We start from the raw sequence: 21494 nt of genomic DNA, 5'->3' as shown, positions 1-21494 counted from the left end.
GCCGCGACGTGTCGCCGCGGCGTTGCGCCCATGACATCAGCGCGCGACGCGCCTGCGCGATACGAGCACTCGCCCTCAACCTCAGGCCCTCGGCCGGCGCCGGAGCGCGAACGTGCGATGACCTTCCTTGCCCGTGACGCCCACGATGAGCCTCTCCCCGGGGCGCGAGCCCGCCCGGGCGCGGGCGCCGTCGCGCTGAGGTGGCTCGGGGTCGCCGTCGCGGGGGCGGCGCTCTGGAGCACGCTGCGCGGCGCGGATCTCCCGAGCGTCGCGGCGCTCATCGCCTCAGTGGGAGCGCCGATGATGGCGCTCGCCCTCGTCCCCAACCTCGTCGCGCGGCTCTTCCAGGCCGAAGCGAGCCGGCGCGTCTTCGACACGCGCACGCGCAACCCCGCGTCCGGCCGCCACGCGCCGTTCTCCCGGTATCTCGCGCTCACGCTGTCGACCGAGGCGCTCAACATGAGCGTCCCCGCCGGCGCTGCCCTCTCCGAGTCGGTCACGTTCTATCTGCTGCACCGGTGGTGCGGGATCCCGGGGCCGCAGGGCGTCGCCGGCATCGCGGCGCGCAGGGCGCTGATCGTCCTCGCGAACGCGGCGTATGTGGCGATCGCCCTCGCGCTCGGCTTCAACCACCTGGAGCGTGCCTCGCGCCCCCTGATCGGCGGGCCGTGGCTCCCGTGGCTCGTGGTCCTCTCGGGGCTCGGCCTGCTCGCCGTGGCGCTCGCGCTCGGGGGCGCGCTCCTCTCGGGCACGGTCGCATCGCGGGTCTTCGCGTGGCTGAAGCGCCTGCCCGGCCAGCGCGTGAAGGCCTATATCGACGCGAGGGCCGCGGCCTTCTCCGCGACCGACAGGCACGCGGCCGCGCTCGGGGAGCGTCGCGCTGCGCTCGCCGCGGCGGCGCTGCTGCTGCTCGGGATGTGGCTCGCCGAGGGGGCGGAGACGTACTTCTTCCTCCGGCTCCTCGGGGTCGACGTCTCGCTCTCCGAGGTCCTCTCGTTCGAGGTCGTCCTCGCGCTCCTCCGCGCCGCCGCCTTCATGGTGCCTGCCGGGCTCGGCGTGCAGGACGCCGGCTATGTCGCCTTCCTGACCGCGCTCGGCGTGCCCGCCGCCGCCACGGTGGGCGCCGCCTTCGTCCTCGTCAAGCGCGCCAAGGAGCTCGTGTGGATAGCGCTCGGCCTGCTCGTGTTCTTCGGCGGCCGGGCGGCCTTCCGCCCGGCGCCCGCACCCACGGCGGGAAGCGAGGCGACGAGAGGATGAGACGGTGTGGTGATGAGATGACGAGGCCGTCGCGACGCCGCAAGACCACCACATGTGGCGCGCAGCGAGGCAATTTGTCACACGTCCGACGTCCGCCCTCCGCCTGAATTCCGGGGATTTTGGCCCAGGTGAAGGCGCTCGCCAGCGGCCACAGCCTGGGCATGCTTGCTGCCGTCGAGGTCGGTCATGTCGACCGAACGCGAGCTGCGCGATGCCACAAAGACAAGAACCCGCGCAGCCCGGCCAGCCGTGGCGCCTTACGTGGTGGGGATCGGCGCTTCGGCGGGGGGGCTCGAGGCGCTCGAGCACTTCTTCGAGAACATCCCGAAGGAGAGCGGGATGGCCTTCGTCGTGGTCCAGCACCTGTCGCCAGACTTCAAGAGCCTGATGGACGAGATCCTCGGGCGCCGCACCGAGCTGCCCATCCACCTCGTCGAGAACGGCATGCCGGTCGAGCCCGACCACATCTATCTGATCCCGCCGAAGAAGGAGATGATCATCTCCGGCGACCGCCTCCTCCTCAGCGAGAGGGACCGCGACCAGGAGCTCGCGCTGCCGATCGACGTGTTCTTTCGGTCCCTCGCGCAGGACTGCGGCCCGCGGGCGATCGCCGTGATCCTCTCCGGGGGTGGGAGCGATGGCTCACGGGGGATCCGCGCGGTCCACGAGGCCGGCGGGCTGGTCGTCGTGCAGGACGTCGACAGCGCGCAGTTCGATGGAATGCCGAAGACCGCGCGTGACGCCGGCGTGGCCGACTGCGTCCTGCCTCCCCAGGACATGCCGCGCGTCCTCCTCGAGCACGTGAGGTCCCAGGGGCGCCGGCCGGAGCGGGACGCGGCCAGCGTCGATCAGGGGATGAGCGCGGTCTACAGGATGCTCGAGGAGCAGTTCGGCATCGACTTCACGCACTACAAACCGAGCACGGTCACCCGGCGCATCGAGCGACGGATCCAGCTCGCGCATACGGACGATATCGAACAGTACGTCGAGCGCTTGAAGAGCAAGTCGAGCGAGCTCGACGTGCTCTACCGTGACCTCCTCATCGGCGTGACGCGCTTCTTCCGGAACGAGGAAGCGTTCGGCATCCTCGAGCGCTCGGTGCTCCCCGAGCTCCTGCGAGCGGGACCGCGCGACGCCCCGTTCCGCGTGTGGGTCGCCGGGTGCGCGACGGGCGAAGAGGTCTATTCGCTCGCCATCCTCCTCCACGAGCTCACGTCCCGGAGTGGCCACCGCCCGTTCAAGATCTTCGCGACCGACGTGCACCACGGATCGCTCGAGGTCGCGACGCGCGGGATCTACGAGGAAGAGGCGGTGGTGAACGTCTCGCCCGAGCGTCTCGAGCGGCATTTCATCCGGCGCGGACGCAGCTACCAGATTGTCCCCGATCTCCGCCAGGCGGTCGTCTTCGCGCACCACAACGTGATCAAGGACGCGCCGTTCACGCGCGTCGACTTCATCAGCTGCCGTAACATGCTCATCTACCTCCAGCCGGCGGTGCAGCAGAAGGTCCTGAGCCTCTTTCACTTCGCGCTCAAACGCGGGGGCGTGGTGCTCCTCGGGCCCAGCGAGACCCCGGGGCACCTTGCGCACGACTTCGAGATCGTCGACAAGCAATGGCGGATCTACCGGAAGTACAGCGACCGGCGGATGCAGGTCGAGCCCCGCTTTCAGCCGGCATCGCCGAAGGGCCAGAGCGCCCCGCGCTCGGGCATCACCGCGCCCGTCGCGCGCCACCCGGCGTCGCACTTGCTCGGGACCTACGACGCGCTGCTCGACGAGTTCATGCCTCCGAGCCTCCTCGTCAATGACGCAGGGGAGCTCGTCCACGCGTTCGGCGGCGCGAGCCGATTCCTGAAGGTCAAGGATGGCAGACAGGGGCTCGACGCCTTCGAGATGCTGGACTGCGACCTCAAGATGGTGCTGATGGGGGGCCTGCAGCGCGTCATCAAGGAGCGCACGGCGATCGTGTTCAAGGGGGTGCACGCGGAGGGCGGCGTCTACAAGATCACGATGCGCCGGGTCGAGAGCCGGCGAGGCACCTTGCCCCACGTCCTCATCACCTTCGACGCGATCGAGGGGGCGCCGCGGCGGGCGGCGATGCCGGAGAAGGAGATCGACCTGGACGACGTCTCGCGCGAGCAGCTCGGCGCGCTCGAGGCGGAGCTCGGTTACACGAAGCAGACCTTGCAGGCGATGACCGAGCAGCTCGAGGCGAGCAACGAGGAGCTGCAGGCGGCGAACGAAGAGCTCCTCGCTTCCAACGAGGAGCTGCAGAGCACGAACGAGGAGCTCCAGAGCGTCAACGAGGAGCTCTACTCGGTGAACGCGGAGTACCAGCGGAAGATCGCCGATCTCACCGAGCTCGGAAACGACATGGAGAACCTCCTGTCGAGCACGGACATTGGCACGATCTTCCTCGACAGGGAGCTCAAGATCAGGAAATTCACGCCGCAGATGGCGGAGAGCTTCAACCTGCTCTTGCAGGACGTCGGCAGGCCGATCGAGACGTTCACGTATGCGGTCGACCACCCGGAGCTCACCGCGGATCTCAAGCGCGTGCTCGCGACGGGGGAGCGCGTGGAGCGCGAGCTGCGCGACCGGCATGGTCGCTCGTTCTTTCTTCGCATCCTCCCCTACCGTGCCAAGGGCACCATCGCGGGGGTCGTGCTCACGCTCATCGACGTGAGCGGCCTGAAGGCGGCGGAGGACGCGCTCTTCCACGAGCGCTATCTCCTGAATAGCCTGCTCCGCAGCGTGCCCGACGCGATCTACTTCAAGGACGCGCGCGGCCGGTTCATTCGCACGAACCACGCCATGGCGGAGCGCCTCGGCCTCTCCGATCCGCGCGAAGCGGCGGGCAAGACCGGCTTCGAGCTGCCTGGGTACGAGGCGGCGCTCGCCGTTCATCAGCAGGACGAGGTGGTGCTGCGGACCGGCGAGGCGCAGCATTACAAGCTGGAGAAGCGCGTGCGGCAGGACGGCGCCGTGGAGTGGGACCTCGTCACGCGGCTCCCGCTCATCGATGCGGCGCGCCACATCGTGGGTATCATCGGGATCTTCCGGAGCGTCACCGCGCAAAAGCGATCCGAGGAACAGATCAAGGACGCCGTGCGCAGGCGCGACGAGTTCCTCGCCATGCTGTCGCACGAGCTCCGCAACCCTCTCGGCGCGATCGTCCACGCCACGGCGCTGCTCAAGGAAGACTGCTCCGCGTCGGACGGCGCGTCCGGGCTCGACGAGAAGGTCGTCCAGATCCTCGAGCGTCAGTCCGCGCAGATGGCGCGCCTGCTCGACGATCTGCTGGAGGCGAGCCGCGTCACGCAGAACAAGATCGAGCTTCGAAAGCGCGTGCTCGACCTCGGCTCGGTGGTGAAGGACGCCGCCGACGCGGTCAGGAACCTCATGGACACGCGCGGCGTCGATTTCTCGGTCGTGGTCGATCCAGAGCCGATCTGGGTCGAGGGCGACCCCGCGCGGCTCCAGCAGGTTCACGTGAACCTGCTCAACAACGCCGCGAAGTACACGTCGCGAGGGGGGCATGTCGCCCTGGAGGCCAAGCGCCTTGACGGACACGCGGTGGTCCGCGTGAAGGACGACGGCCTCGGGATCCCGAAGGAGATGCTCGACACGGTGTTCGAGCTCTTCGTGCAATCGAGCCGCACCCTGGACCGATCGGCGGGAGGGCTCGGCGTGGGGCTCACCCTCGTCCGGGGCCTCGTCGAAAAGCACGGCGGCACCGTGAGCGCGCGGAGCGACGGGGAGGGCAAAGGGTGCGAGTTCGAGGTGCGGCTGCCGATCTCCGAGCCGTCATCCGAGCAGGAGGCGACGCGCGGCTCGCTCCTCGCGGAGTTCCCCAGGAGATCGCGGATCGTCGTCGTGGAGGACAACGACGACGGCCGCGAGGCGCTCTGCGCGCTCCTGGCGCGCGCCGGGTTCGAGTGTCATTCGGCGTCTCACGGGATCTCGGGGATCGAGCTCATGGACGAGGTGCTCCCGCACGTGGCCATCGTGGACATCGGGCTGCCGGGGATCGACGGCCTCGAGTTCGCGCGCCGCGTCCGAGAGAAACCCCAGCACAAGAACGTCTATCTGATCGCGCTCACCGGCTACGGGCAGCAGGGCGACCGCCAGAGGGCGCGTGAAGCCGGGTTTAACGAGCACCTCGTGAAGCCCGTCGATCTCGCCACGCTCAAGCGGCTGCTCGCCGAAGGCGAGCCGGTGACGGGCGAGAGCGGCGCCGGAAGCGCTCGCCCGACGGGCCCTTCCTGAGCGCCACGCCTCCGCGCCCAGCGAACCAGCTCGTTTCGTCTGCGCGCTTCGGTCTGCGCTGGGCGTCAGGCGGCGCCAGCGCGGCTCGACGACCGAGCTGGCCGGCGCCGGCGGGCCGTCAGAGGCATTCGACGAGGCCGTCGTAGAGCGAGCGGTCCGTTCCGGGGAGCTCCGCGTCGATCGCCCGACCTGCCGCCGCCGAGAGCGCCTCGACGAGGTCGGTCACGGCCGTGTCCGGGGCGATGGGCATCTCGCAGAGGAAGATCCTCGCGTCGACCTCGACATCGCCCGTGGGAGCCACGATCTCCTCGTTGCTCGCGGCGAGGACCCACACACAGCGGCCTATCGTCCCGGCGTGCTCCTCGACGGAGCAACGGAATCGAAGCGGCTCGTAGTTGCTGAAATCGCCCTCGCAGAAGGTGTCGCCGCACACGACGTCGAAGTCGTCGTTCAGCTCGTGAAGCAGCCCGTACCAGGCGTCGATCTCCTCCGAGCTGGTGAAGTACGACGCGGCGTCGACGAAGCTCTTCGCGCTCGTCGAGCCGGCCGGCGCCGCTGCGTCGTCGTGCTGCGGAGGGGGGCTCTCCGGTGGCTCCGGGGTGGCGCCTTGCGCGGTGGAGCAGGCGAGCGCGAGGACAGGGAGAAGCATGGACATGGCATGACGAACCGACATGGGTACCTCCATCCGAGCGCGGCGCGTGGCGCCGGCTCGGGCCAGCACGCCGCTTCCGGGCTTCGCGCTGTCCCGCAACGGCGGGGACCAGCGCGAGGTCGGACCTCGCGGCGTTCTGGTGGGCACGTAGTGCGAGCGGTGTGCCGCGCCTTTTTGCCGGATCTTTTGACCCTCTCCGCGCTCCGGGACCTGGCGGCCGCCACCCGCGCCGCCAGTTTCGCCAGCTCGGGGGCATCGCGCGCGCGGCGCTCAGATCAGGGGAAGCTCAGGATCTCCACCCAGTGGGGACCTCGGCCCACCGGGTACGACGTCGAGGAGGTGAGCCGGCCGCTCTCGCGGTCGATCGCGTGCACACGCACCGCATGCGAGAGCTGCCCGGCGGCGACGAGCCAGCGGCCGCCGGGGTCGATCTGGAAGCCGCGCGGCTGCTGTTCCGTGGGCGCGTGTGAGACCAGGCTCAGGCGGCCGGTCTGCGCATCGACGCTGAACCCGGCCAGCGTGCTGGAGGTGCGCTCCGATGTGTAGAGGAAGCGGCCGTCGGGCGTGAGGTGCAGGTCCGCCGCCCAGGGCTTGCCAGAGAAGCCCTCGGGCAGCGTGGAGAGGCTCTGCACCGGCGCCAGCGTCCCGCGCTCGGCGTCGAAGGCCAGGACGTCGACGCGCGCGTCCAGCTCGTTGAGCAGGTAGACGATGCGCCCGTCGGGAGCGAACGCGAGGTGGCGAGGGCCGGCCTGCGGACGCACAGGCAGCGCCGGCGGATCGTTCGGTGTGAGCTGGCCAGTGGCCGCGTCGAAGCGCCACTGCACCACCACATCCGAGCCGAGGGCGCTGACGAAGACGTAGCGGTTCGACGGATCCACCAGCGTGGCATGCGCATGGCGGCCGGTGAGCAACACCGCGGCAGGCTCGCCCACCGTGCCGTCGCTGCCGATCGGGCTGATGCTGGTCTTGTGGCCGCCGTAGGAGGCGCCGAAGAGATGGCGCCCGCTGCGATCGGTGATGAGGTGCGACATCCTGTCGGGCAGCGGCGCCGCCGACAGCGGCGCGAGCCGCCCGCTCGCCGCGTCGAGCGCGAAGCTCTGCACCGCGTGGGGCTCGGTGCGCAGCGCGACGTAGAGGAAGCGTCGGTCCGGCGACACCGCCAGCGGGCCGGCCTGGCCTTCGATGCCGACGGCCTGTACCAGCGCCAGCGACCCGTCGGCGGGGTCCAGGCGCAGCACCGAGATCTCGCAGCTCTCGGCGTTGGAGACGTAGACGTAGGTGGCGGCTTGGATCATCGCGGCGAAGAGGCTGGAGGCCAGCGCCAGTATCCACCATCCGGCCGGCCTCGCGCCACAGATCCCGCGCCGGGCGGCGCGTCTCCCGGCGTCGCGGCAACGCGCGCCATCGGGCAGGCCCCCGACCTCACAGCGGAAACCCCATGGACGAATCGTGCGAGGACCCGCACGATGACTCGCCATGGGACGAAAGAAGGCGCATGCTGCGGCGATGAGCCGCTCCCCGCGGGCGTGATGGTCTGTCTCGGCGCATGGGCGCGGAGGTGCAAGGTCCGATGCTGAAATGGCTGCTCGTCGGGCTCGTTGTGTTCCTGGTCTACCGGTTCGCGATGAAGCGGCCGCGTTACGATCGGCTGTTCTCGCCGGACCACCTGATCGAGCTCTCGCGCGGGCTCGGCCGCGCCAAGGACACCGCGCTCAAGCGCCCCGGGGGGGGCCCGCCCGCGGACCCGTTCGCCGAGGGCAATGCGTTCATCACGTCCGCCGACATCGCCGTGGTGTATACCGTCGCCGAGGCCGGCGAGGCCGGACGAGAGCACCACGTCTCGCTCTCGTTCCGCGGCGGCGCTCTCGCTCGCGCCGCCGCGGGATTCCTTGCCGCGGCGCTCTGTCGATTGCTCGGCCTGGGGGAGACGCAGCGCGTGCTCGCGGTCTCGAACAGCGGCGTCTACCATCTGATCTTCCAGGTCCCCGCCGCGGACGAGGCACGATTCGCAGCGCGATCCGTCCCGAAGCTCGATGACGCGTCTGCGCGGAGGCTCGTCGGCGTGGCCATGGAGGATCGGGGTCCGCTGCTCGCGCGCCTCGGCAAGCTCGACCTCAAGGTCCCGAAATGATGTTCTTGCCGGAGCTGAAGGGGAACGAGAATCCTCTATTCGCAGTCGACGAACACGACATCGTAGGCGATGCTCGCCGAGATTCCGGAGACGCTCACGGAGTAGGTGTTACCGGCTTCAGGGTCCCAGCCGTTCGGCACGATGCGGATGGCGTTCGTGGAGCCGTAGCGTCCCTGGAGCGGCTCCACGTCGACGGCCAGCGGGGCTCCGCCGCTCGTGATCGTGACCTCGGCGTTCTCGAGCTCGATGTCCTCGCTCTGAATCGACCAGCCGGTGTCGCTGAGTGAGCTCCAGCGGTCGCCGTACGCCTGCATCGGGAACACCCCGGGCGGAGGCCAGGCCGTCCACTCCTTGCCGGCGCGCCCCGTCCCTCCGATGTTCTGCATGCAGGAGGCGCCGTTCTTGCCGGTCGAGCCGAGGCCGATCGGGCCGAGATCGTTCGCAAGGATGATGCGCCGGTGGCCGAAGGTCGTCTCGTTCCCGGGGTCGATCAAATAGCCCTGAACGCTCGCGACGCCGGGGCCGCTCGAGATGTTGCTCGTCCTCGCGCCGTCCGCGCCTGCTTTCGAGTAGCACTTCCAGCTCTCCGGCGGCTCGTGCGAAAGGTCATTGTTCGCGTCCATCATGAGCGCGCAGGCCTGGGCCTGCACGTCGCGGGTGGGCTCGGTCACGACCGGGGGCAGGTCCGCCAGCCAGCGGTACAGGTTGAAGAGCCGGAGCGCGTTCGCTCGACCATCGGCAGAGATGTCTCCCGGGTCGCACTCGGGATCCAGCGAGCCGCTCCACGTGCCCTCGCTCATGTCGGCGGTGTCGGCGTTGAAGCGCGCGCAGGTGCCTTCCGGCGAGCGATCGCCCGTCTCGGGTGTCGACCCTCCCGAACCCCCCGATGCCGTGCCTGCCGAGCCGCCGCCTGCTCCTGTGCCGACCGCGGACGAACCTCCCGTGGAGCTGCCGCCGGTTCCTCCGGCGCTCGAGGCGTCCGAGCCTGAACCCGCGCCACCGCTGCTCGCGGTCGTGCCACCCGTCCCGCCCGACCCGGCGGCTGGCGGTGAGCCGCCCGACGAACCTGACGTGCCAGGATCGGCATCTTCGCTGCTGCAGGACGCGGCGGCTGCGACGACGAGCACCGTCGATGCGGCGAGTCGAAAGCGAGGGAAAGCCGTCTTCATGATGGAAGGAAATCCAAACGTCTCGGAAACGTCAAGCGCCAATTGCGGGACCTGCCCCGGGTTGACTGAACATTTTTACGCGAGCCGCCTTCCTCCCGAGAAATGATGCTGTATCGAACGACTCGTTCCTGCATCGAAGGGGCCGCGTTGACTCCAAAGCCTGCTGCTCCTGCCGGTCGCGGGGAGCGCGGCAAGAGATGTCACGGTGAGGGCGTGACGTGTCACGGAGCGAGCGTGACATGTCACGGAGCGAGCGTGACATGTCACGCCCGGCGGCAAGCCCCTCGACCGGCGCCGTCGCGTGAACGGGCCTGAATGCCCTCTTGCAGGTCCTGGCCCGAGGGTTGCTGTTCGATCGCCCGGGTGCCTCGCCGTCACCGGCGAGGCATCGCGGAGAGCCCTGGCGGGAAGCGCGGGAGCGCTCAGCAGAACGCCGCAGCGCGGAAAAGCAGTCTCGATCGGTGTGCGGAGCCTGCTCTTGAAGCGTTTGCTTTCTTGAAACTCGAACAGAGAGCCATCGAGGACCTATGTCGACCTATGTGCCTGGAAGACGACTGACTTCGCGAGCGAGCGAGCCCGGCGGCCAGCGGCTTGGAGCCCTGGTCGCGCTGAAGGTCATCACAATCTCTCTTCTCGGGTGCCTCGGCGAATTGCCGCGAGAGCCCGACGTGGACGGCAGCGAGCTCGACGAGGCCGCGCAGGGCCTCCGCGCCGACGACACGCGGATCCATGCGGCGTCCGAGGAGCCCATCGTGAGCACGGGCGACGGGCACGCCTGCGCCCTGAAGCCGAACGGCGCGGTCGACTGCTGGGGGAACAACACCCACGGCCAGGCCACCGACCCCGGGATGGACGACACCTATCTCCAGGTCAGCGCGGGCGCATGGCACACGTGTGGGGTGAGGACGAACGGCACGGTCCACTGCTGGGGTTACAACGCCGATGGGCAGGCCACGGATCCGCCTGTCACCTGGCCCGAGCACGTCTGGGAGCCGCTGTCTCCCGAGGATACCTACACGCAGGTCAGCGCTGGCCGCTTTCATACCTGCGGCGTGAGGACGGACGGCTCGGTCCACTGCTGGGGGAGCAACCCGGACGGCAGGGCCACGCCTCCAGCGACCGGCCGCTATGTGCAGGTCAGCACGGGCGGATGGCACACGTGCGGGGTAACGGTGTCCGGCACGGTCCACTGCTGGGGGAGCAACGCCCAGGGCCAGGCGGCGGATCCCCCGGTCAGCGACACCTACACCCAGGTCAGCGCGGGCAGCGCGCACACCTGTGGTGTGAGGACGGACGGCACGATCCACTGCTGGGGGCGCAACGTGGAGCTCCAGGCGGCAGATCCCCCACAGAGCGAGACCTATATCCAGGTCAGCGCGGGCGAAGTCCACACCTGCGGGACGAGGAGGGACGGCTCGGTGAACTGCTGGGGGAGCAACGACGACGGCGGCGGGACGGATCCGACCGGGAGCTTCTCCCAGATCAGCACGAACGGCAGAATCACCTGCGGTCTGAAATTGAGCGGCGCAGTGGACTGCTGGGGGGACGATGAGGCTGACCCTGCCGTCGGCTCGATCTTCGGGCGACGCACCGTCACGGTGGGCCTCCACCATTCCTGCGCGCTGACCCCGTCCGGCGCGGTGATCTGCTGGGGGAGCGACAACTTTCTCCAGTCCACGGAGCCGTCCGGTACCTACAAGCAGCTCAGCGCAGGCAACAGCCACACGTGCGGGCTTCGGTACAACGGCACGGTGAACTGCTGGGGCAACAACAGCCACGGCCAGAGCTCGGATCCCACGGGCACCTACAACCAGATCAGCGCAGGCAGCATTCACACCTGCGGTGTCAAGACGGACGGCACGGTCCACTGCTGGGGCGACAACGGCTCGGGCAAGGCGGACGATCCCCCGACCAGCGATACCTACACCCAGGTCAGCGCGGGTGACTTTCACACGTGCGGCGTGAGGACCGACGGCAGGGTGCACTGCTGGGGGCGCAACGACGAAGGCCAGGCCACCGACCCCACGTTCCTGGTCCGCTACACTCAGGTCAGCGCGGGCTACATGCACACCTGCGGGCTGACGACCCATGGCGCCGCGCACTGCTGGGGGAGCGACGCAGAGGACAAGTCCGACAGCCCCGACGGCCCCTTCACTCACGTCACCGCGGGTTTGAGCCACAGCTGCGGGCTGAGGACCGATGGCAGGGTCGAGTGCTGGGGGAGCAACAACCTCGGCCAGACCTCGGCTCCCGAGGGCACCTTCGTCCAGATCGACACGAGAAGGAATCACACCTGCGGCGTGACGGAGAACGGCCTCGTGGCCTGCTGGGGCGACAAGGATGCGGAGAAAACCGCGCCGCCGTCGGAGACGTTCTCTCAGATCAGCACGGGCACCGAGCATGGTTGCGGCGTGAACGCGAGCGGCCTGGCGAGGTGCTGGGGGGACCGCTCGGAGGGCCGGGCCCCGGAGCCTACCGGCACGTTCACTCAGGCCAGCGCAGGCCAGGACCACACCTGCTGGCTGAGGTCGACCGGAGCTGTGGATTGCTTCGGGGACAACGCCTACGGGCAGGTCACCAAGCCCTCCGGCAATTACATCCAGATCGATTCGGGGTCGTTTCACAACTGCGGTGTGAAGACGGACGGCACAGTGAACTGCTGGGGGGACAACACCGCCGATAAAGCCACGGATCCGGGGAGCTCCCTCCACTTCCTCCAGGTCAGCACGGGCGGCGCACACAACTGCGGCGTGAAGACGGACCACAAGGTGCACTGCTGGGGACACAATGGACATGGTCAGTCCACGAACCCCATGGGTGACTTCGTCCAGGTCAGCGCGGGCGGCCTTCACAGCTGCGGTGTGAGGACGGGCGGTACGGTCGACTGCTGGGGGCTCAACGACCAGGGCCAGGCGACGGATCCCCCGTCCTCCGACACCTACACCCAGATCGCCGCGGGCCACCTTCACACCTGCGGCGTGCGGACGAACGGCACGGTGCACTGCTGGGGATACAATGAGGACGGGCAGACCGAGGATCCCGAAGGCACCTTCGTCAGCCTGAGCGCCGGTTACCTGCACACCTGCGGGATGAAGACCGACGGCCGGGTGCACTGCTGGGGGAAGTCCAGCAACGGACGACTCTGGCTCCCGCTCGCGTTCTGAGCACGAGCTGCTGCGTCAATTCCCCCGAACTTGCGCGAGGGCGGCGGCCGGAGCCTCGGCTCCTGGCTCGCGCTGACGATGGTGACGAGTCCCTCGCCGGCGCTGCACGCTCACGCAGCAGATTGGCGACGGCGGCGGACCACCGCGCCGAGCCCTGCCACGAGCAATCCGACGAGCGCGCCGCCGGGCAGCTGACCACTGGAGGCCACGCTGAAGCTGCACCCACCGTCGTCCGACGCGCTGTCGCCGCCTGTCGTGGTCGGATCGCTGTCTCCGGAAGCGGTGCTTCCACTCGCGTTGCTCGTCGAGCCGCCCGTGGTGGCTCCGCCGGTGCCTTGCGCCGCGCCTCCGGTGGTCGCTCCGCTACCCGTGCTGCCGCTCGCGTCGCCACCTGTGCCTGAAGTGGCGCCGTTTGCGCTGCCACCTTGGCCACCTGCGCCGGAGGCGCTGCCACCTTGGCCACCTGCGCCGGAGGCGCTGCTGCCTCCGCCTGACGCGTCGCTGCCTCCGGTTCCATCAGCGCCGCCCGCGCCTTCTCCGGTGGACGGAGCGTCCATGTCCAGCCCGAAGAAGCGCACGGCGTCGGCCCACAAGCCTCGCCCGGAGAGATCGTGCGGGGCGCCTTGCGCGTAGTTCGACTCGAGGACGAGCGTCCCCGCAGCATTCGTGAAGGAGGCCCGATTCCAGGTATCCGGGGAACCCTTGAAGGTGCTCGTCTTGCTGTCGGAGTGACTCAGACCCAAGACGTCCGACCACTGGCTGACCTCGGCAGCGAAGTTCGGCTCGTAGTTGAGGGTGGTGTCAGCCGTTCCGTGCCAGAGCTGCACCCGAGGCCGTGCGCCGGTGAAGTTCGGGCTCGCCTTGCGCACGATGTCACCCCACTGGGCAGCGGTCCTGTTGGCAGGGGTCGTCCAGCCATAGGCGTTGCCTCCCGTCCAGGCGCCAGCGGGAACACCAGCCAGCACCGAACCCCCGGCGAACACGTCGGGGTAGGCGGCGAGGAGCGCATTCGTCATGCAAGCGCCGGAGGACGCCCCCGCAGCGAAGACGCGGGTCGGATCGGCGTGGTGCTGCGTGATGGCGTACTGGACCATCTTGGTGATGGCCTCTCGCTCACCGCTGCGCGCGGGCGTCGCGTCAAAGCAGTTGCCGCCTGCCTGCGGAGTGATGATGAGGAAGCCGTGCTGATCCGCCAGACCCTGGAACCAGCCGTGAGCGTTTCCTGCGTTCCCGCTGCAGTAGTGCAGCGAGACCACGACCCCCGGCGAAGCGTCGACCTTGTCCGGGACGTAGAGGTCCATGGGCGTGTTCCCGCCGTAGTTGACCCGGGTCTGCCACGAAGCCGCCAATGACGGCGAAATCGTGAGCAACACGGTTGCGAGGGAAGCAGCGGCGGGAGCGACGAATCGAAGGGTGGTGGTCATTGGCTACCTCGCTGTCGCTATATCAATAACAGTCGAGGGGTAGAACAGAAATCGAGGCGCGTAGTCGAGACAAGCTTGATCGCTGGGCGAGGAGGTGTGTCGTTTCGTAACAATCGGTGGGAGTGTGTCATTTCGTAACAATCGGTGGAAGGAATGGAAGGGCCCGTCAGCGCCGCGGCCATCGCTGAAGATTCGGTCGTCGTCGCGCTGCTCCCGACGGGTCGCGACCCGTCGGGTAGGAGCGGTCGCGACAGGACACGAAAGGCCAATCCATGGCAGCGCTGCCCGGCTGAGGCCGGCGCAGCGGAAAATTGCATGAGCCTCTGACCGTGACGTGGCATAGTGGATGCCCTTCTTCCGCCCTGGCCTGCCATGTCGAGCCCTGACGAGACCACGATTGCCCCCGGGGATGTCCTCCTCGGCAAGTATCGCGTGGAGAGCGTCCTCGGACGGGGCGCCATGGGGCTCGTCGTCGCCGCGCGCCACCTCGCCCTCGACGAGCGCGTCGCGATCAAGGTGCTGTTGCCGAAGTACGTGCGGGATCCGGAGATCCTCCAGCGCTTTCTGAGGGAGGGGCGCGCCGCCGTGCGCGTCCGCAGCCAGCACGTCGTGCGCGTCGCCGACGTCGGCACGCTCGAGAGCGGCGCGCCGTACATGGTGATGGATCACCTCGAGGGGAGGGACCTCGCCGCCGTGCTCGCGGAGAGCGGGCGCCTCGCGGTGCCCGTGGCCGTCGAGCTGGTGCTCCAGGTCTGCGAGGCGCTCGCGGAGGCGCACGCGCAAGGCATCGTCCACAGGGACGTGAAGCCGAGCAACCTGTTCGTCACGCGGAACGCGGACGGCTCGCCGTGCGTCAAGGTGCTCGACTTCGGGATCTCCAAGATGACGCACGCGGAGGACCACGCGTTGACGCGGGTGGGGGGAGTGCTCGGCTCGCCCCTCTACATGTCCCCCGAGCAGCTCCGCTCCTCGAGCGACGTCGACGGCCGCGCGGACATCTATTCGCTGGGCGTCGTCCTCTTCGAGCTGCTCACGGGGCGAACGCCGTTCTTCGCGCACGAGCTCGCGCAGCTCGTCTACCTGGTCACGCAGGGGGAGCCGCAGCGGCCGCGCGCCCTCCGCCCGGACCTCCCGGAGCCGCTGGAGCAGGTGATCCTCGCGGCGATCGCGCGTGATCGCGATCGCCGGTTCCCGACCGTCGCGGATCTCGCGCTCGCGCTGGTGCCGTTCGCTCCGCCGCACGCGCGCGCGGCGGCCGAGCGCCTGTTCGGCGCGCTGCGCGGCGCGCTCCCGGCCGGGGCCCTGCCGCCCGGCGCTGCTCGCACCGCCGCGGCGGTCACCGCGGCCGGGGCGACGCTCCCCGCGTCGACCGTGCCCCTCGGCGGGGGAGCGCTCACCATGGCGCCGCTCGGTACGACGAACCGCAAGCCAGCGTCGCGCGAGAAGCGCGCCGCCGCGATCGGGCTCGGCCTTGCGCTCGTGAGCGGCGGCCTGCTCCTCTGGCGCCTGTCGGACCGAGCCCCGCGCGACATCGAGCGCGAGACGGCGTCGTCGGCGGGCCCTCAGGGCGCGGTCCCGGAGCCGCGCCCCGCGCAGCCGAGCGCCGGGCCGGAGCCGCGCCCCGCGCAGCCGAGCGCCGGGCCGGACGCGGCCGTCGAGCCGGCCGCCAGCGCCGTGCCGCCGCCCAGCGCCGCTCCCGGCGCGTCGGCCGAGGGGCCGCCGCCCGAGGCGCGCGCCGCCGCCCCCGGCGCCCCCGCCGCGCAGAGGCCCGCGAGGCCGGGCGGCTCGGCGCCGCCGGCGAAGCGCGGCGCGCCGCAGGGGAAGCGGCCCTCCAGCGCCGACCCGTTCTCGCGCGATGTCTTCTGATACCTTCGCCGACACGATGACGCCGCCGCAGACGAAAGGCCGACCGAAGCGCGGGCGCGCCGCGCGTCTCTGCGCGATCGGCATCGGCCTGGCCGCGGCGATCGCGGGCGGGCGCGCGGCGAGGGCCGAGGACAAGGCAGGCGCCGTGGCGCTGTTCCGGGAGGCGGGAGCGCTCGTCGACGCTGGCCAGGCGTCGCGCGCCTGCCCCAAGTACGAGGAGAGCCTGCGCCTCTACGACAGCGTCAACACCCGCTATTTCCTCGCCGATTGCTACGAGCGCATCGGCAAGATGGCCTCGGCGTGGGCGCACTTCCTCGAGGTCGCCGCGCGGGTGCACGCGAGCGGCGACCGGGAGAAGGAGGCGAAGGCGCGCGAGCGCGCGGCGGCCGTCCAGCCGAAGGTCTCGCGCCTCTCGGTGGTCGTCGAGGCCGCGAGCACGCCGGGCCTCGAGGTGAAGCGCGACGGCACGCCGGTCGGCCCCGGCCAGTGGGGCGTGCCCATGCCGGTCGACGCGGGGACCCACGTGATCCAGGCGAGCGCGCCGGGCAAGCGGGCGTGGACGGCGCAGGTCGAGGTGAAGCCGGGCGGCGTGACCTCGACCCTCGTCGTGCGCGCGCTGGAGGACGATCCCGCGTCGAGCGACGCGGGCGGCGCGGGGGATGGCCGCCGCACGATCGCGCTCGTCACGGCAGGCGCGGGGGTCGTCGCCGTCGGCGTCGGGGCGGGGCTCGGCTTCGCGGCGAAGTCGAGGTTCGACGAGTCGCGCCCGTTCTGCAACGGCGACCGCTGCGATCGGCGCGGCATGGACATCCGCGGCAGCGCCGTGGCGCGCGCGAACGTCGCGACCGTGGTCTTCGGCGTCGGCCTCGCGGCCATCGCCGGCGGCGGCGTGCTGTGGCTCACCGCGAAGGGCTCGACCCAGGGCGCGTCGCTCGGGCTTTCGCCCGCGCTGGGCGGCGCGCTCGTGCAAGGCAGCTTCTGATGCGCTTCCAGGTGCTCACGGTCGCCCTCTGCGCGTCGGTGTCGCTGAGCGGATGCGGCCTCGTCCTTGGCATCTCGCCCGGCGAATACGACCCGGATCCGTTCGGCATCGATGACGGCGCCGGGGGAGCCGGCGGCTCGGACGAGGGGGCGGGCGGCGCCGGCGGATCGGGCGGCTCGGACGCGGAGCCCGAGCTCCCTGCCTGCACCGCGCTCCTCGACGACCTGGAGGACGGCGACGGCGCGATCCTCCGGTGCAAGGACCGTGTCGGCAGCTGGTACACGTACAACGACGGCACCCGGGGCGGCGCGCAGACCCCTCTGCCCGGCCGCCCGTTCGTACCGGTCTCGCCCGGGCACGACCCGAGCGAGTACGCCGCTCACGTCGCGGGGAGCGGCTTCCTCTCGAGGGGGGCCGGCATGGGGTTCGACCTGAACTTCGCCCCAGGGGGCGCGAAGCTCACCTACGACGCTTCTGCCTACTCGGGCCTGACCTTCTGGGCCAAGGCGGCGGCGCCGACGCACATCTACGTGAACTTCCCGGACCGCAACACCGATCGCGAGGGCGGCGTGTGTGAAGGCTCCGGCTGCGGCGACCACTTCGGCGAGGGGATCGACATCACGACCGAGTGGGCGCAGTACACGGTCATGTTCGATATCCTCAGCACGGACGGCTGGGGCGTGCCTGCGCCCCCGGCGTTCGACGCTGCGCACGCTTACTCGATCGAGTTCCACACGGCGAAGTCGACCGTGTTCGACATGCTCGTGGACGACATCGCGTTCGTCCCGTGACGAAGCCCGCCCCCCACCTCGGTCACGATCACGTTCGTGAGCCATGGTGGGGGCGTGGTCTGAGCGCGACCGAACGAGCTCGGTGAACCCCGATGCCCTCGAGCAGGCGGCTGCCTATTCGTCGGTGACGTGCATGACGCGGTTGCTGTTCATGTGGATGAGGATGGCGGTGTCGGTCGCGGGATGGGTGTCCAGTTGAAGTGACGGGTTATAGCCCGCGGCGGTGGGCGTGACCGTGCCGGTGGTGCTCCACCCGCTCGTCCCCCGCCTGGCCAGCCAGGGCGCTGAGCCCTTTCTGTAGGCGATCTGCGGGTTGAAGGCGTCATCGATCACCAGGGATAGATAGGAACCCTGAACCGCCGTGTCGACGGTGCTCACCGTCCAGTTCCCGGTCAAGAAGCTCCACGAGGCGGACTTCAAATCATCGTTGCTCGTGTACACGATCTCGCGACGGAGCGACCTGGCGTCCATCGACGCGTAGCCCCCGCCGTTCGCGTCGATCAGGGTGGTCGTCCAGGTGCCGAGAGAGGGCCCGACGAACCGGCTCACCTGCACCCCGACCGAGCTCTCGGCGAAGGCGACGAGCGGCGTCCCGCCATCGAGGGCGATCGCGTCGGAGGCCAGCCTGATCTGGTTCGTGTTCGCCTTGATCGTCCCGGTGAACCACGGATTTCCGCCGGTCTTCCGCGCGTGTTTCAGGCTCCGGACGCCAGCGCTCGTCTCCGTGGTGTAGACGACATAGACGATGTAATCCTGGATCCCCGAGTCGTACCTGACCTCGATCGAGGGGGTACGAACCACATCGACGGAGTCGACCGTCTCGCAGTCCCACTGGCTGAGGACGCCGCAGTTGCCGGCGTTTCCGCCGACCCGCCTTGCGACCTTCAGACGATACGTGTCGACGTCGACGTACGCGATGAACTCGGTGCCGTCCTCCTTGCCGATGGTCATCGAGAGGCCGTTGAGGAAGTTCACGGATTCATCGACCGTCTCTATCACCCAGGGCAGCCATCCGAAGGGGAAGCCGACGTTGGCCTCCCGGCGGGCGACCATGACGACGTCGCCGGTGGTATCGCTGTAGGCGACGCTGTGCCACTTGCTCCAGGCGCCCCCTCCCCAGTCCCTCCACGCATAACCCTGCGCCGTGTGTCCGACCGCGCTGGTGCCGGGGATCGGCGACGTGGACCACGCCATCGCCTCGGAGCCCACCAGCAAGACGGCCGCCGCCATCGTGAACCGAATTCCTCTGAGCATGACCCGTCAACCTCCCATTGCATCACGGTGCAAGAAAGCCAGACGGAGCGCCGCCCCGTCGACACGGGGCATTGGCAAGCTGCATGCCAGAGAAGCGAACCTCTCTCGACATCCAAGCACGAAGGGGGCCTCCCGACGGGCCGCGAGCGCATCGTCCTCGCGTTCGCGGCTCTGGCATCCATGCGCATCGAGAGCGCCTGCCGGATCCGTGACATGTCACGTGACATGTCACATGACATGTCACGATATCGAACGCTCGAGATGGCGCCGTGGTGCCTGATGCCCGACCGCGTGCGCGTCCGCGCCGCGCTCGGCGCTGCGCTGGCAGCGCCGGAGCTCGACGCACCCGCCCCGCTCGCGGACGTCCAGGGGCCGTCCATCGTGCCGGCGGCTCGCCCCGGGAAACGCGCGCCGAGGAGGTGCAGGCGGGCGGCGCGACGGCGCCGGCTCACATCGCGGTGATCGCGATGTTGTCGACGAGGACCGGATCGCCGGTCGAGACGCGGATCTGCAGGTTGTTGTCGTCCGACGGCGGGGTGAACATCGCCGAGCAGGTGGTGCTCCACGCGCTCGAGGGCGAGAAGCTCGTCCACATCACCTGGGCGCCGCCGCTCACGACGCGGAGCTCGGCCTGGGAAGACCCGCTCGCGGTGGTCCTGCGCGCGTCGAAGCAGATCTGGTAGGGCCGCCCCGCGGCCAGCGCGAGCTGGCGGTTGCGCACCGGGTAGCCCGTCGCGCTCTGCGTCACGCGGACCGCCCAGTTGGGCGTGCCCGTCACTCGCCCGTCAGGGACCACCTGCGCCCGGCTCCCGTCGACGTCGTTGCGCCAGTTCGTGCGCTTGTCGAAGGTGTCGAAGTTCATGACGGCGGTGCTCTTCACGACGCTCGGCGCGGACACGAGGATGTCCGCGGTCCCGAACACGCCGAGCCCGAGCGTGAGCCCGTCGGACGGGGCGTTCACCTCGAACGTGTGCATCTGCCAGCCCGATCCCACGGTGTTCGCCACATACTCGCCCCCGACCCACGTCGTGCCGCTCTTCAGCCCCACCCACAGCGAGCTCGCGTACTGGCTCGCCTGCGTGTAGGTCATGAGCGTGATCCGGTAGCTGCCCGCGGCCAGGTTCAGCTTGCCGTGCGAGAGCGCGTCGGCGTAGCCCGCGCCGGTCGTGCGGTTGATGCGCGCCCACCGGTTCGCCACGTCGAGGGTCGCGAGCGCGGTGAGGTCCCAGAGCGCGTTGCGGCGCACGCTGTCGAAGCCGAGGTTATACCAGTCGCGCCGCGCCTCGCCGCGCAGCCGCTCGAGGTCGCGCTGGATGTCGAACTCCCAGTCGAGCTCCTTGTCCGCCCAGCCGTAGTAGTTGGCCGGGGTGAGGCCGAGGCTCGTGACGAGCGAGACGTTGACCGTGGGGCCCTGGGCCGCGGGGTCGAAGCTCGGGTTGACGTAACCCCAGAAGAGCAGATCGCGCATCGAGAGGGCGTTGCGGCCCCAGCACCCGCCGGAGCACGCCGTGGACAGCGGGGCGATGATCATCTTGCCGTTCGCCGCGTTGAAATGGGGCGAGCCGCTCATGCCACCTTCCCCCCAGACGTTCATCTCGACGCCGGTGTTCGGCGCCGAGGCCGGGGTGAACCAGTGCCCCGCGCCGGTGACGCTCGTGACCTGGCCGTTCGCGTACATGCGCGTGTCGAAGGGGAGGCTGCCGTTCTGCTGGTTGTTCGCCGAGATGCTGTAGATCTGCTGTCCGACGACGGGCGGCGACACGTCGAAATCGACGTAGCCGTACTTGTCGCCCGGGTTCTCGCCGGCGGCGTTCGGCCAGCAGAAGAAGAGCACGCCGTCCGTGTCGTTGAACGTCTGCTCCATCGCGTCGCACGTGAAGGCCTCCGTGTCCGACGCGGCCGTGCTGCCGCTCCGGTACGTGCGGAAGGTGATGGTCGTCGGCCCACCCCCGCAGTGGGCCGCGCTGAAGAAGACGTTCGGGCCGATCATCACGCCGTTGCAGTAGCCGCCCAGCGACGCCTCCGCGAACTGGCTCACCGCGACGTCCGGGTTCGTGGTGTAAAGGCTGGCGGCGTTGACGATCCGCTGGTTCGGGCCGAGCGTCATCTCGGCGGCGAGCGCGCTCTCGGCCTCTCCGACCGGCTCGTCGTCGAGCTCATCGACGCCGGCGGTCGCGGCGCAGCCGGTGGTGACAAGGATTCCGAGGAACGGTGCGGTGCGGAAGAAGTGCTTCGACATGGTCGTCTCCGTGGGCTCCTGCGCGCTCGCGCGGCGCCGCGGCGCTGGCTGGCTGACACGCAGCGACGCGCCTGGATCGCTGTGCGTTCGACGCCCGGCCAAAGCAATCGACATACCGTCCGCGAACCGAGGAATCCGCGCTGCTGTCGGCTAGTTTGTCGCGCGGCCGTCACACCGCGCCGCGCGGGTGTGGCGTGCGCGACCACAGGTCGGCGGCGCCCCGCCTCGAGGTTGGATTTCCAACCCCCGAGGGGCCCAATTACTTGACACCCAGCACGCGGCGTAGTGTCTTCTCA

14 protein-coding genes are annotated in these 21494 nt (G+C 69.7%); 8 read left to right on the top strand and 6 right to left on the bottom strand.

Annotated elements, in window-relative coordinates; translation table 11 throughout:
* The first annotated feature begins 117 nt into the window (after positions 1-117).
* Positions 118-1257, top strand: coding sequence for a lysylphosphatidylglycerol synthase transmembrane domain-containing protein (locus tag WME73_RS23435; RefSeq protein ID WP_437917118.1), 1140 nt, complete (start codon positions 118-120; stop codon positions 1255-1257).
* Between the two features lie 249 nt (positions 1258-1506).
* Positions 1507-5526 (top strand): chemotaxis protein CheB, encoded by a 4020-nt coding sequence (locus WME73_RS23430; RefSeq protein WP_437917117.1) that lies wholly within the window; start codon positions 1507-1509, stop codon positions 5524-5526.
* 118 nt (positions 5527-5644) lie between these two features.
* On the opposite strand, the gene WME73_RS23425 is transcribed toward WME73_RS23430, so the two are convergent.
* Together WME73_RS23425 and WME73_RS23420 are read right to left on the bottom strand one after the other, a co-directional pair.
* Entirely contained in the window at positions 5645-6199 is a 555-nt protein-coding gene (locus WME73_RS23425) for a hypothetical protein (protein ID WP_437917116.1), read from the bottom strand.
* Between the two features lie 254 nt (positions 6200-6453).
* Entirely contained in the window at positions 6454-7473 is a 1020-nt protein-coding gene (locus WME73_RS23420; protein ID WP_437917115.1) for a lactonase family protein, read from the bottom strand.
* A gap of 275 nt (positions 7474-7748) precedes the next feature.
* Here WME73_RS23420 and WME73_RS23415 point away from each other — a divergent pair, with 275 nt between their 5' ends.
* Positions 7749-8309 (top strand): hypothetical protein, encoded by a 561-nt coding sequence (locus tag WME73_RS23415; RefSeq protein WP_437747601.1) that lies wholly within the window; start codon positions 7749-7751, stop codon positions 8307-8309.
* A 35-nt stretch (positions 8310-8344) separates the two neighbouring features.
* On the opposite strand, the gene WME73_RS23410 is transcribed toward WME73_RS23415, so the two are convergent.
* Positions 8345-9109 (bottom strand): CAP domain-containing protein, encoded by a 765-nt coding sequence (locus tag WME73_RS23410; protein ID WP_437917114.1) that lies wholly within the window; start codon positions 9107-9109, stop codon positions 8345-8347.
* Here WME73_RS23410 and WME73_RS23405 point away from each other — a divergent pair.
* Both WME73_RS23405 and WME73_RS23400 read left to right on the top strand, forming a co-directional pair.
* Entirely contained in the window at positions 9108-9584 is a 477-nt protein-coding gene (locus WME73_RS23405; protein WP_437917113.1) for a hypothetical protein, read from the top strand. The genes WME73_RS23410 and WME73_RS23405 overlap by 2 nt on opposite strands.
* Before the next feature lie 562 nt (positions 9585-10146).
* Complete coding sequence (locus WME73_RS23400) at positions 10147-12642, top strand: RTX toxin (RefSeq protein WP_437917112.1); 2496 nt, start codon at positions 10147-10149, stop codon at positions 12640-12642.
* Between the two features lie 110 nt (positions 12643-12752).
* On the opposite strand, the gene WME73_RS23395 is transcribed toward WME73_RS23400, so the two are convergent.
* A complete protein-coding gene (locus WME73_RS23395) occupies positions 12753-14015 on the bottom strand; it encodes an extracellular catalytic domain type 1 short-chain-length polyhydroxyalkanoate depolymerase (protein WP_437917111.1) in 1263 nt (420 codons plus the stop codon).
* A gap of 423 nt (positions 14016-14438) precedes the next feature.
* Between WME73_RS23395 and WME73_RS23390 the strand changes: the two genes are divergently transcribed.
* Genes WME73_RS23390 through WME73_RS23380 form a run of 3 tightly spaced genes read left to right on the top strand, consistent with a single transcriptional unit; the run spans position 14439 to position 17705 of the window.
* Positions 14439-15932 carry a protein kinase domain-containing protein gene (locus WME73_RS23390; protein ID WP_437917110.1) on the top strand — a complete coding sequence of 498 codons (1494 nt, stop codon included), beginning with the start codon at positions 14439-14441 and terminating at the stop codon, positions 15930-15932.
* Positions 15922-16914, top strand: coding sequence for a hypothetical protein (locus WME73_RS23385; protein WP_437747596.1), 993 nt, complete (start codon positions 15922-15924; stop codon positions 16912-16914). Before WME73_RS23390 ends, WME73_RS23385 begins: the two co-directional genes overlap by 11 nt.
* The gene (locus WME73_RS23380) at positions 16914-17705 is read left to right on the top strand and encodes a hypothetical protein (RefSeq protein ID WP_437747595.1); all 792 of its coding nucleotides are present in this window, start codon (positions 16914-16916) and stop codon (positions 17703-17705) included. The genes WME73_RS23385 and WME73_RS23380 overlap by 1 nt, the downstream gene beginning before the upstream one ends.
* 114 nt (positions 17706-17819) lie before the next feature.
* Here WME73_RS23380 and WME73_RS23375 read toward each other — a convergent pair whose 3' ends face one another.
* Together WME73_RS23375 and WME73_RS23370 are read right to left on the bottom strand one after the other, a co-directional pair.
* Positions 17820-18959, bottom strand: coding sequence for a hypothetical protein (locus WME73_RS23375; protein ID WP_437917109.1), 1140 nt, complete (start codon positions 18957-18959; stop codon positions 17820-17822).
* A 448-nt stretch (positions 18960-19407) separates the two neighbouring features.
* Entirely contained in the window at positions 19408-21198 is a 1791-nt protein-coding gene (locus WME73_RS23370) for a trypsin-like serine peptidase (protein ID WP_437917108.1), read from the bottom strand.
* Between the last annotated feature and the right edge of the window lie 296 nt (positions 21199-21494).

Origin of the sequence: Sorangium sp. So ce302, assembly GCF_051530145.1 — a bacterium.
Taxonomy (GTDB): Bacteria; Myxococcota_A; Polyangia; order Polyangiales; family Polyangiaceae; genus Sorangium; species Sorangium cellulosum_B.
This window is presented reverse-complemented; position numbering and strand designations above follow the sequence as displayed.